Raw genomic sequence first — 11,969 nt, forward strand, 5'->3', positions numbered from 1 at the left:
GAGGGCCCCGTTCAAGTCGTACAGCTGGGGGACGTGTTGCTGCGGATGGGTCAGTACGGCCGTTGACGCGAGCACCGGCGAGCGTCGCCGCCTATGCCGTCCGCCGGCGGGTGGCTGCCGGTCGGCAAGCACCCACGGCCACCGGCCGGTCGCCCGCTACGGCGCTCCCACCAGCAGATCCGCCTGCTCCTCCCGCTCCACCATTGCCCGCAACGGCCCGTCCACGGCGGCCAGCTCCGCGAACGTGCCCCGCTGCGCCACCCGTCCCTCGTCCAGGACGACCACCTCGTCCACGGCCTCCAGCCCGGCGAGCCGGTGCGTGATGAGCAGGGTCGTACGGCCCTCGGTGGCGGCCAGCAGGTCGGCGGTGAGGGCGTCGGCGGTCGGCAGGTCCAGGTGCTCGGCAGGCTCGTCCAGGACGAGGAAGGGGAAGTCGGCGAGCAGTGCGCGGGCCAGCGCGAGCCGCTGCCGCTGACCGCCCGACAGCCGCGCCCCGTGCTCACCCACGAGCGTGTCCAACCCGTCGGGCAGGCCGTCGGCCCAGTCGAGCAGCCGGGCGCGGTGCAGGGCGCCACGCAGTTCGCCCTCGGTGGCGTCCTTCCTGGCGAGGAGCAGGTTCTCGCGCACGGAGCTGTCGAAGAGGTGCGCGTCCTGCGCACAGAGTCCGACGAGACGCCGTACGTCGTCACCGTCCAGCGCGTGCGCGTCCACACCGCCCAGCGTGTAGGAGCCCGCGTCGGCGTCCAGGAAGCGCAGCAGCACCTGAGCCAGCGTCGTCTTGCCGGACCCGGACGGGCCGACCACGGCGATCCGGCGGCCCTCCTCCAGAGTCAGGTCGAGTCCGGCGAGCGCGTCCCGGTCCTGCCCGGCGTGCCGCGCGGTCAGGCCCCTGATGGCGACCGGGAAGGGCGATGCGGGCGCCTGCCGGGGCCGGTCGGGTTCCCGTACGGGCTCCGGAGCGTCCAGCACCTCGTACACGCGCTCGGCGCTCTTGCGCACCCGCTGGCGGTACTGCACGGCGAGCGGCAGCCCCAGGACGGCCTCGAAGGCGGCCAGCGGGGTGAGGACGACGACGGCCATCGTCACGCCGCCCAGCCGCCCGTCGGCGACCGCCTGGGCGCCCACGAGGGTGGTGGCGGCAACCGTGAGCCCGCAGATCAGCGCGGTGAGCCCGTCGCCGAGCGCGGTCGCGGAGGCGGCGCGCGAGGCGATCCGGGTCAGCGTCCCGTCGGCCCGCCGCGCTTCTGCCGTACGGCCGGGCAGGGCGCCGGCGACGGTCAGCTCAGCGGTGCCGGTGAGCAGGTCCGTCACGCGTGTCGCGAGCTCTCCGCGGGCAGGAGCCAGCCGGCGTTCGGCGCGTCGGGCGACGGCACCGGTGAGGAGCGGGACTCCGGCCCCGGCCGCGAGAAGCCCGGCCGCGAGCACGGCACCGGCCTCGGGCAGCAGCCAGGCCATGAAGCCGACGGCTCCGGCGGACACCACGGTCGCGGCAGCGGCGGGCAGCAGCCACCGCAGCCAGTAGTCCTGCAGCGCGTCCACGTCCGCGACGAGCCTCGACAGCAGATCGCCCCGCCGCGTGCGTCGCAGCCCGGCGGGTGCCAGCCGCTCCAGCCGTCGGTACACGGCGACGCGGGTGTCGGCCAGCATCCGCAGCACAGCGTCGTGCGACACCAGGCGCTCGGCATATCGGAACACGGCCCGCCCGATACCGAAGGCACGCGTCGCCGTCACGGCCACCATCAGATACAGCACGGGCGGCTGCTGCGAGGCCCGCGAGATGAGCCACCCGGAGGTCGCCATGAGCCCGACGGCGCTGCCGAGCGCGAGGCTGCCGAGCACCAGCGCGAGGACGAGGCGACCGCGCCGGGGACCGGACATGGCGCGCACGCGGGCAAGCACCCCGCGTGTGGGTGCGGTGAGCGGCACGGTCCCAGCGTCGTCGGATACGGAACCGCCGTGCCGGTCCTGCTCGATCGGGCGGTCAACGGACGCCTTGGGCGAGGCCTCCGCCGACACCGGCTCCACCGCCCCCGCCAGGCGCACCACCCGGTCCGCCACCCCCAGCAACGCCGGCCGATGCACCACCAGCAGCACCGTCCGCCCCACCGCCAGCCTCCGCACGGCCTCCACGACCTCGGCCTCGGTGGCCCCGTCGAGCGCGGCCGTCGGCTCGTCGAGCAGCAGGACAGGCCGGTCCGCCAGGAACGCCCTGGCCAGCGCGAGCCGCTGCCGCTGCCCCGCGGACAGCCCGACACCGTCCTCGCCCAGCACGGTGTCGACACCCTGGGGCAACGCGTCCACGAACTCCAGCGCCCCCGCATTTCCCAGCGCCTGCCGCACGGCAGCGTCGTCCGCGTCGGGACGCGCCAGCCGTACGTTCTCGTCGATCGTCCCGGCATACAGATGTGGCCGCTGTGGCACCCAGGCGATCCGTGACCGCCATTCCTCCAGATCGCGTTCGGCAAGATCCGCTCCCCCGACCAGGATCCGCCCCTCGGTCGGCCGCACGAACCCCAACAGCGCGTTCAGCAGCGTCGACTTGCCCGCCCCGCTCGGCCCGACGAGCGCAACCGTCTCCCCGGGCTCGACGGCGAAGGACACGTCCGACACCGCGTCTGAGGACCGTCCGGGGTAGCGGACCGAGAGGCCCTCGAACGACACCGCCCCCGTCGGCACCGCCGCGCTTCCCGACGTCGGCGCCGGAGTCTCCAGCACCTCGAAGATCTCCTCGGCCGCGGACAGGCCCTCGGCCGCCGCGTGGTACTGCGCTCCCACCTGACGCAGCGGCAGGTAGGCCTCGGGTGCCAACACGAGGATGACCAGGCCGTCGTACAGATGCATGTCGCCGTGGACGAGGCGCATGCCGATCGTCACCGCGACCAGGGCCACCGAGAGCGTCGAGAGCAGCTCCAGCGCGAAGGAGGAGATGAAGGCGATCCGCAGGGTCCGCAGGGTCGCCCGGCGGTATTCATCGGTGATACGCCGGATCGACTCGGCCTGCGCCTTGGCGCGCCCGAACACCTTCAGGGTCGGTAGGCCGGCTACGACGTCCAGGAAGTGCCCGGACAGCCGGGACAGCATCCGCCACTGACGGTCCATCCGGGACTGCGTGGCCCAGCCGATCAGCATCATGAAGATCGGGATCAGCGGCAGGGTGCCGACGATGATGGCCGCAGACACCCAGTCCTCGGTCACGATCCGCGCCAGCACCGCGATCGGTACGACCACCGCGAGCCCCAACTGCGGCAGGTAGCGCGAGAAGTAGTCGTCAAGAGCGTCGACGCCGCGCGTGGCGAGCGCGACCAGCGATCCGGTCCGCTGCCCGCTCAGCCAGTCGGGCCCCAGCTCGGTCGCCCGCTCCAGCAGTCGCCCGCGCAGCTCCGACTTCACGGCCGCGCTGGCACGGTGAGCGGCGATTTCGGTGAGCCACGCGACCACTGCGCGGCCTACGGCCACAGCCACCAACAGCAGCAGGGGAGTGCGCAGTTCAGCGGCGGACATGCCGTGCTGGAACGCCCCCACCACCGCCTCGGCAATGAGCATCGCCTGCGCGATGACCAGTACGGCACCGATGGCGCCCAGGCCTACGACAGCGATGAGGAAGAGGCGCGTGGCGCGGGCGTATCGGAGGAGACGCGGATCGATCGGTTTCACGTGAAACATGCCCTTCGGTCCAGGGCGGGGTGTTTCACGTGAAACATCGTGAACCACCCAGCCGCAGCGGACTCAGTGCTTGGCCCCCGAAGCGGCGTCCGCGGCAATGTGCTGCGTGCCGATCCGCTTGCGGAAGACCCAGTAGGTCCAGCCCTGGTAGAGCATGACGACCGGCGTGGCGATCACCGCGCACCAGGTCATGATCTTCAGGGTGTACGGGCTCGACGACGCGTTGGTGACCGTGAGGCTCCACTCGTCATTGAGCGAGGACGGCATGACATTCGGGAAGAGTGTCAGGAAGAGCATCGCGACGGCGGCCACGATCGCGACGCCGGAGAAGGCGAACGACCATCCCTCGCGACCCGCTTGGTTCGCCACCAGCGCCGCCGCCAGCGCGGCCACGGCCACGACGAGGGCGACCAGGCTCTGACCGTCGCCGTTCTCGATCTGCGTCCAGAGCAGGAAGATCAGCGCCAGTACGGCGGCGGCGAGACCGACCCACAGGGCCAGCTTCCGCGCCCGCTCCCGGATCTCCCCGACGGTCTTGAGCGCGGTGAACACCGCACCGTGGAAGGTGAACAGGGTCAGCGTCACCAGGCCACCGACGAGCGCGTACGGGTTGAGCAGGTCCAGGACGTTGCCGACGTACTCATGGTTCTCGTCGAGCTTCACGCCCCGCACGATGTTGCCGAAGGCCACACCCCACAGGAACGCCGGGAGCAGCGAGCACCAGAAGATGGCGTTCTCCCAGTTGCGCTGCCAGTGCTCCTCGGGGCGCTTCGCCCGGTACTCGAACGCGACGCCCCGGACGATCAAGGAGATCAGGATGAGCAGCAGCGGCAGATAGAAGCCGGAGAAGAGCGTGGCGTACCACTCGGGGAAGGCGGCGAAGGTGGCGCCGGCCGCCGAGAGCAGCCACACCTCGTTGCCGTCCCAGACGGGGCCGATGGTGTTGATCAGCACGCGCCGCTCGGGCCGGTTGCGGGCCAGCAGCTTGGTGAGGACGCCGACCCCGAAGTCGAAGCCCTCCAGGAAGAAGTAGCCGATCCACAGGACGGCGATCAGGACGAACCAGACGTCGTGAAGTTCCATGACTGTGCAGCTCCCTCGGCCTAGTACGAGAAGGCCATCGGCTTGTCGGCGTCACGGTCGTCGCCGCCGATCTTCGTGGGCGGGTTCAGGTCGGCCTCGGTGAGCTCGGGCGGGCCGGCCTTGACGTACTTCACGAGCAGCTTGACCTCGACGACGGCGAGGATGGCGTAGAGCGCTGTGAAGACGATCATCGAGGTGAGAACCTCGCCCTGGGAGACGCCGGGGGAGACCGCGTCCCGGGTGCGCAGGACTCCGTACACGACCCACGGCTGACGGCCCATCTCGGTGAAGATCCAGCCCCAGGAGTTGGCGATCAGCGGGAAGGCCAGCGTCCAGATCGCGATGCGCCAGTACAGCTTGGTCAGCTTCGGGCCGAGCGCCTTCTTCGGGAGCAGCACCAGATGCGGCACCTCGTCGTCACCGACCCTCAGGTGCTGCGGCAGCATGAACTTCTTGCGAGTCAGCCAGAGTCCGATCAGGCCGATGGTGAACGACGCCATGCCGAAGCCGATCATCCAGCGGAAGCCCCAGTAGGCGACGGGGATGTTGGGCCGGTAGTCGCCGGGACCGTACTTCTCCTGTTCGGCCTTGTTGACGTCGTTGATGCCGGGGACGTACGAGGTGAAGTCGTCCTTGGCCAGGAAGGACAGCAGGCCGGGAATCTCTATGGCGACCTTGTTGTGGCCCTTGTCGACATCGCCGATGGCGAAGACCGAGAAGGGAGCCGGCTCCTCGCCGTCCCACAACGCCTCGGCCGCGGCCATCTTCATCGGCTGCTGCTCGTACATGATCTTGCCGAGCGTGTCACCGCTGATCGCGGTGAGCAGGCCGCCGATGGCGACGGTGACCAGGCCGAGCCTGAGCGAGGTCTTCATCTCGCGGATGTGCTTCTTGCGCAGCAGGTGGAAGGCGGAGATGCCGACCATGAACGCGCCGCCGGTGAGGAAGGCCGCCGAGAGGGTGTGGAAGGCCTGCGCGAGCGCGGTGTTCTGGGTCAGCACGAGCCAGAAGTCGGTGAGCTCGGCCCGCCCCTTCGCCTCGTTGATCCGGTAGCCGACGGGGTGCTGCATCCAGGAGTTGGCCGCCAGGATGAAGTACGCCGACAGGATCGTGCCGATGGACACCATCCACATACAGGCCAGGTGGATCTTCTTCGGCAGCTTGTCCCAGCCGAAGATCCACAGCCCGATGAAGGTGGACTCGAAGAAGAAGGCGATCAGGGCCTCGAAGGCGAGCGGGGCGCCGAAGACGTCACCGACGAAGCGGGAGTAGTCGGACCAGTTCATGCCGAACTGGAACTCCTGCACGATGCCGGTGACGACACCCATCGCGATGTTGATCAGGAAGAGCTTGCCCCAGAACTTCGTCGCTCTGAGGTACTTCTCCTTCTCCGTGCGCACCCATGCGGTCTGCAACCCGGCCGTGAGGGCGGCCAGCGAGATCGTCAGAGGGACAAACAGAAAGTGGTAGACGGTGGTGATACCGAACTGCCAGCGCGCCAGAGTCTCCGGCGCCAAAGCCAGGTCCACGTCGCCGCTCCTTACCTGCCGCTTGTGAAAGCGTTCACATTCACAAGCAATTATGCAGCACGCCTATCCCTGCCCTCAAAGGGGGGGTCCTTCCTCGAGTCAGCCCCTTGGCGCACACTTCAACATATTGTTGAATCGGTGCCATGCAGACACCGACGCCCGTACAGATACGGATCTCCTGGCCCGCGGGTCACCTCACCGCGACCCTCGACGACACTCCCACCACGCAGGCCCTCGTCAAGGCCCTGCCCCTCGCCTCCACTGCCCGCACCTGGGGAGAGGAGGTCTACTTCGACACGGGCGTCGCTGTTCCACGTGAAACCAACGCCCAGCAGGTCGTCGAGCCGGGCACGGTCGCCTTCTGGACCGACGGAGACGCGCTCGCCCTCCCCTACGGGCCCACACCGATCTCGCGAGGCGACGAGTGCCGCCTCGCGAGCCCGTGCAACGTTCTCGGCCGCATCGACGGCGACCCCCGTCTGTTGGCGACGGCCCGCGACGGCGACCCCGTGCGCGTGGAGCTGGTGGACGCCTGACCGTGCCCGCGGAGCGCTAGAGCTCCTTCCGGAACCCTTCCGCCACCTTCAGGAAGATGTCGTTCGCCTCGTCCTCCCCGACCGTCACCCGCACACCCTCGCCCGGGAACGGCCGGATCACAACGCCCGCCTGCTCACAAGCCTGAGCGAAGGCGACCGTGCGCTCCCCCAGTCGCAACCACACGAAGTTGGCCTGGGTCTCGGGCACCGTCCAGCCCTGAGCGCGCAGTCCGTCGACCACCCGGTTGCGCTCGCATACCAACGAGCCGACCCGGCCGATCAGTTCGTCCTCGGCACGCAGCGAGGCGATCGCCGCTTCCTGCGCGAGCTGGCTCACCCCGAACGGTACGGCCGTCTTGCGCAGGGCCGCCGCGACCGGCTCCTGGGCGATCGCGAAACCGACACGGAGGCCGGCGAGGCCGTACGCCTTGGAGAACGTCCGCAGAACACAGACATTCGGCCGCTCACGGTAGATCTCCACCCCGTCCGGCACCTCGGGGTCCCGGATGAACTCGCGGTACGCCTCGTCCAACACCACCAGGACGTCACTGGGCACCCGGTCGAGGAACCGCTCCAACTCGGCCCGCCTCACGACTGTGCCCGTCGGGTTGTTGGGGTTGCAGACGAAAATCAGCCTGGTGCGGTCGGTGATGGCGGCGGCCATCGCGTCCAGGTCGTGCACATCGCCCGACGTCAGCGGCACCTTGACGGACGTGGCGCCGTTGATCTGCGTGATGATCGGGTACGCCTCGAAGGACCGCCAGGCGTAAATGACCTCGTCGCCGGGTCCGGCTGTGGCCTGGATCAGCTGCTGGGCGACGCCGACCGAACCGGTACCGGTGGCCAGGTGGGAGAGCGGGACGCCGAAGCGCTCGGACAACTCGTTCATCAGCCCCGTGCACATCATGTCGGGGTAGCGGTTGAAGGAGGAGACGGCCGCCGTCACGGTCTCCATCACGCCGGGCAGCGGCGGATAGGGGTTCTCGTTGGAGGACAGCTTGTAGGCCACCGGACCACCGGCCGCGGCAGGCTTGCCCGGCTTGTAGGTGGGGATACCCTCCAGCTCGGCTCGAAGCTTGGGGCTCGTCTCGCTCACCGCAGTCCTCCTCGCGACCACCGGCGGCCCATCACCACCGCCGGCTCCAATACTGCTCACCTTATGAGGATTCCGCGCCGATGCGTACAGGTGAAGAGAGGTCGATGCGCTCGGGAGAGGCAGGCCCGCCCGCTGATCCCTCCTGTCACACCTGCATCAGGGGCATCGTCGTACGAAGGCGTACGAATTGGGGGGCGCGCCACACATATATCTACGCGCCGGTGGCTCACTCCGTGGCGCGCATCACCCGTGAAGGTGAGTTGAGACCTCTTCGAAACATCGGACACTTGGCAGGCCCATGCGCGCCGACAAGTCACGTCCTGCCATTGGATCGTTCAACTCCCTTGTTTTCAAAGGGCATTGGCGCATGATGACCTTGCAGAAACGTGTCTGTCAACGCGTGCATATGCGTCCGCACTACCCCACCGAATGAGCCCTACTATCGGCTCGCCATGACAGCAGCAGGGAAGCACCAGGTGAGCCGCGCGGAAACCTCTCGTCGAGGCAGTCGACCCGGCCGGGCGGGTATCAGAGACGTGGCCGCCGCCGCGGGGGTCTCCATCACGACCGTCTCCGACGCCCTCAACGGCAAGGGCAGGCTCCCCGACGCCACCCGACGCCATGTCCGCGAGGTCGCCGACCGGCTGGGCTACCGCCCGTCGGCCGCCGCCCGCACACTCCGTACGGGCAAGTCAGGACTCATCGGCCTGACCGTGACGACATACGGGGATGAACCTTTCACCTTCACCGAGTTCGCGTACTTCGCGGAGATGGCACGCGCCGCCACCTCGGCCGCGCTCGCCCGCGGCTACGCCCTCGTCATCCTCCCCGCGACCTCACGTCACGACGTCTGGTCGAACGTCGCCCTCGACGGCACGGTCGTCATCGACCCGTCGGACCAGGACCCGGTCGTCAGCGAGCTGGTCAAACAGGGTCTGCCGGTCGTATCCGACGGTCGCCCGGCCGGCTCGCTCCCGGTCACCGCCTGGGTCGACAACGACCACGAGGCCGCCGTGATGGGCATTCTGGACCACCTCGCCGACGCGGGCGCCCGCCGGATCGGGCTGCTGACGGGCACCACGACGGACACGTACACCCATCTGTCGACCACCGCCTATCTGCGCTGGTGCGAGCGGGTCGGCCAGGACCCGGTGTACGAGGCCTATCCGGCGCACGACCCGTGCGCGGGCGCCGTCGCCGCCGACCGGCTGCTCGCCCGCCCCGACCGGCCCGACGCGGTCTACGGGCTGTTCGACCCGAACGGCACCGACCTGCTCGCCGCGGCCCGCCGCTACGGTCTGCGCGTACCGGACGACCTGCTTCTGGTGTGCTGCAGCGAGTCCACGGTGTACGCCAACACCGAGCCGCCGATCACCACGCTCTCCCTGAAGCCCCGCCGCATCGGCACGGCCGTGGTCCAGCTCCTCATCGACGCCATCGAGGGGGTCGAGTCGGACCAGCCGGTCGAGCAGGTGATACCGACCGAGTTGATCGTGCGTACCTCGTCCCAGCGACGCCCGCCGCGGACGACGGTCAGCCCGCCCCGGTCGCCCGAGGGCCGGTAGAAACCGGGCGAAGACCTGGCGCAGAAGCCGAACGAGGAGCGGCAGAGGCAGGTCGAAGGGCCGCAGCAGCGGGGCGAAGGGCTTCAGGAGCAGTTCGAGGGGCGTCAGGAACGCGGCGATCGAGCTGCCGAAGCCCGGGCCAATCGGGGCGAAAGCCGCAGTGAACAGGAGTCCTGCTCCGATTCACCACCCCTGGGTCATCACATGGCGCGATCGGCATTCCTATGATGGGCCCACGACACCCACGGGCCGCTGCGACCAGGCAGTCCGATGCGGTGCAGCTGCGGCGCGATGGTGGAGGGGTCTGATGACTCAGGGGGCCGGTCAGGGACCCGAGATGGAGCGGACGGCGACGTTGCGCGACTTCCGGGTGCCCGCTTACGTGCACGAGACCGGTCCGTACGTCCACAGCATGCACCCGGGCGAAGTCGCCCCGCCCCTCGACGAGACGTATCCGGAGGGGTACACGCCCACGCAGCGCGACCTGCCCGTGATCAACCGCGGCGACACGGTCCAGGTGCACGTCGACCCCGCCGCCGTGCCGGTCCCGCAGTCGACGACAGGTGCCGGCCCGCTGTTCGTGGTCGGCGACGTGCACGGCTATCTCGACGAGCTGATGGCCGCGCTCCAGGAGCAGGGCCTCATCGACTCGGCGGGGAACTGGTCCGCGGGCACCTCCCGGCTGTGGTTCCTGGGCGACTTCACCGACCGCGGCCCGGACGGCATCGGCGTCATCGACCTCGTGATGCGGCTGTCCGCCGAGGCCGCCGCGGCCGGCGGCTACTGCAAGGCCCTGATGGGCAACCACGAGCTGCTGCTCATCGGCGCCAAGCGATTCGGCGACACCCCCGTCAACTCCGGCGCGGGCACCGCCACCTTCCAGGCGGCCTGGCTGCTCAACGGCGGCCAGAAGACCGACATGGACCGTCTCCAGGACCACCATCTGCAGTGGATGTCGCGCCTGGACGCCATGGAAGAGGTCGACGGGCATCTGCTCGTCCACTCGGACACCACCGCCTATCTCGACTACGGCGACTCGATCGAGGCGGTCAACGACACCGTCCGCGAGACACTCACGCGCAATGACGCCGACGAAGTCTGGGATCTCTTCCGCAAGTTCACCAAGCGCTTCTCCTTCCGCGACGAGGGCGGCGCCGACCATGTGCGTTCCCTGCTCGATACGTACGGCGGCACCCGCATCGTTCACGGTCACAGCCCCATTCCTTACCTGACGGGCGAGGTCGGCTCCGAGGACGGCGAGGACAACACCGGGCCCTTGGTCGAGGGTCCGCACCTCTACGCCGAGGGTCTCGCCATCGCCATGGACGGCGGCGTGACCATGGCCGGAAAGCTGCTGGTCCAGCAACTTCCCCTGGATATCTGACCGTTCACAGGGCAGGCGTCGCCCATGGCGGAGTGACGGAAGAGGGCCCAGGCCAGGACCCAATTTTGGCAAACCCCCTGTCACCGTGTGCCGTGACCGCTCTACCATCGGCTTATCCGTAGCAGGCTCCCCTCCGTTTCTGCCCGACGGCTCGTTGGCATGCGAGCCCCAAGCCCTACGGAGCATCGGGGGATGCACATGAACAGCGTTCCGCAGCACCTGCTGAGCGAGGACCGCCAGGAATACGAGCGGATCCTCGATGAGGCGCTGCGCTCCGCACCACACCGCCCGGAACTGGCCGCTGTCGGTCAGCGGCTCAACCCCGAACAGCTGCGCACCATGGCGCTCAACGCCACCGCTCTGATCACGGCGGCCGCAGCGACCGAGTACCAGCACTACGTGAAGGTCCGCGAGGAACTGCGCCAGCCGGCGCCGTCCACCCCGTCCTCCACCCGTGAGTCCGGCTCCTCCGAGTCGAGCTCGGGCGCGATGGGGCTCGCCACGACCATGGGAGAAGTCGCCGAGACAGCCGGCCCGGGCGTCATAGCCGTGCTCGCCGTCCTGGCACCCGTCCTCGCCGGCACCGCCGCGGCGATCTTCCTGCTCGTCGGCTACATCCTGAAGATGTTCGACCCCGAGCCGGCGTTCGCCCAGACGATGCTCACCACCGGATGGGTGTTCGGCGCCATGGCGGCGGCCGCCATCCTGGTGGCCGCCGTCGGTCTCCTGCTCACCGCCCTGCGCAACCGGCCGGCATTCGACGGCGGGCCGTACGGCGAACTGAGCGAGGAGGTCGCCCGGGCCAGGGAAGCCTGGCGCGAGGCCCTGCTGGAGCGCGGCGTCCTGCCCTTCCTGCGGGAGGCACTCGCCGACCCCGGCACGGCATCGGCCCTGCACCGCACGCCACCGTCGACACCGGCCGGCCGCATCCCGAACCTCGGCTACGGCCGCCCGGGTTTCAGCAGCCCGGACGACGGCGCCTCCCGGGGCTCGCGACCGAGCTTCAGCAGCCCGGACTACACGAGCCCGGACTTCGGAGGCCCGGAACACCAGCCGGAGTAGCGCCTCGGCTTGCGCCCTCCGCCGCAGGAGAGCCCCGCCCGGGGCCCCTCC

8 protein-coding genes are annotated in these 11,969 nt (G+C 69.5%); 4 read left to right on the plus strand and 4 right to left on the minus strand.

The annotated features are described in order from the left end of the window. Positions 1 to 156: 156 nt before the first annotated feature. From cydD to AB5J55_RS20840, 3 genes are all read right to left on the minus strand, one after another. On the minus strand, positions 157 to 3,663 hold the full coding sequence (gene cydD, locus AB5J55_RS20830; RefSeq protein WP_369272126.1) for a thiol reductant ABC exporter subunit CydD: 3,507 nt from the start codon (positions 3,661 to 3,663) through the stop codon (positions 157 to 159). Positions 3,664 to 3,726: 63 nt separating this feature from the next. Beyond that, a complete protein-coding gene (cydB, locus tag AB5J55_RS20835; protein ID WP_369272127.1) occupies positions 3,727 to 4,746 on the minus strand; it encodes a cytochrome d ubiquinol oxidase subunit II in 1,020 nt (339 codons plus the stop codon). A 20-nt stretch (positions 4,747 to 4,766) separates the two neighbouring features. Further along, on the minus strand, positions 4,767 to 6,275 hold the full coding sequence (locus tag AB5J55_RS20840; RefSeq protein WP_369272128.1) for a cytochrome ubiquinol oxidase subunit I: 1,509 nt from the start codon (positions 6,273 to 6,275) through the stop codon (positions 4,767 to 4,769). Between the two features lie 143 nt (positions 6,276 to 6,418). On the opposite strand from AB5J55_RS20840, the gene AB5J55_RS20845 reads away from it, so the two are divergent. Then, the gene (locus AB5J55_RS20845; protein ID WP_369272129.1) at positions 6,419 to 6,811 is read left to right on the plus strand and encodes a cyclophilin-like fold protein; all 393 of its coding nucleotides are present in this window, start codon (positions 6,419 to 6,421) and stop codon (positions 6,809 to 6,811) included. A 16-nt stretch (positions 6,812 to 6,827) separates the two neighbouring features. Here AB5J55_RS20845 and hisC read toward each other — a convergent pair whose 3' ends face one another. Further along, on the minus strand, positions 6,828 to 7,907 hold the full coding sequence (gene hisC / locus AB5J55_RS20850) for a histidinol-phosphate transaminase (RefSeq protein ID WP_369272130.1): 1,080 nt from the start codon (positions 7,905 to 7,907) through the stop codon (positions 6,828 to 6,830). Between the two features lie 452 nt (positions 7,908 to 8,359). Between hisC and AB5J55_RS20855 the strand changes: the two genes are divergently transcribed. The 3 genes from AB5J55_RS20855 to AB5J55_RS20865 all read left to right on the plus strand — a co-directional run bounded on the left by AB5J55_RS20855 (position 8,360) and on the right by AB5J55_RS20865 (position 11,918). Next, positions 8,360 to 9,472: a LacI family DNA-binding transcriptional regulator gene (locus AB5J55_RS20855; protein WP_369272131.1), complete on the plus strand. Its 1,113-nt coding sequence runs from the start codon at positions 8,360 to 8,362 to the stop codon at positions 9,470 to 9,472. A 307-nt stretch (positions 9,473 to 9,779) separates the two neighbouring features. Continuing rightward, positions 9,780 to 10,856 carry a metallophosphoesterase gene (locus AB5J55_RS20860; protein WP_369272132.1) on the plus strand — a complete coding sequence of 359 codons (1,077 nt, stop codon included), beginning with the start codon at positions 9,780 to 9,782 and terminating at the stop codon, positions 10,854 to 10,856. 192 nt (positions 10,857 to 11,048) lie between these two features. Next, the gene (locus tag AB5J55_RS20865) at positions 11,049 to 11,918 is read left to right on the plus strand and encodes a hypothetical protein (RefSeq protein ID WP_369272133.1); all 870 of its coding nucleotides are present in this window, start codon (positions 11,049 to 11,051) and stop codon (positions 11,916 to 11,918) included. The last annotated feature ends 51 nt before the right edge of the window (positions 11,919 to 11,969 follow it).

It is taken from the genome of Streptomyces sp. R11, from assembly GCF_041051905.1.
Lineage (GTDB): Bacteria > Actinomycetota > Actinomycetes > Streptomycetales > Streptomycetaceae > Streptomyces.

What these genes read in the sequence shown, in the direction of transcription:
- AB5J55_RS20855 (WP_369272131.1), top strand. Translation starts at nt 8,360, where the DNA reads ATGACAGCAGCAGGGAAGCACCAGGTGAGCCGCGCGGAAACCTCTCGT.
- cydD (WP_369272126.1), bottom strand. Translation starts at nt 3,663, where the DNA reads ATGTTTCACGTGAAACCGATCGATCCGCGTCTCCTCCGATACGCCCGC.
- AB5J55_RS20860 (WP_369272132.1), top strand. Translation starts at nt 9,780, where the DNA reads ATGACTCAGGGGGCCGGTCAGGGACCCGAGATGGAGCGGACGGCGACG.
- cydB (WP_369272127.1), bottom strand. Translation starts at nt 4,746, where the DNA reads ATGGAACTTCACGACGTCTGGTTCGTCCTGATCGCCGTCCTGTGGATC.
- AB5J55_RS20845 (WP_369272129.1), top strand. Translation starts at nt 6,419, where the DNA reads ATGCAGACACCGACGCCCGTACAGATACGGATCTCCTGGCCCGCGGGT.
- AB5J55_RS20865 (WP_369272133.1), top strand. Translation starts at nt 11,049, where the DNA reads ATGCACATGAACAGCGTTCCGCAGCACCTGCTGAGCGAGGACCGCCAG.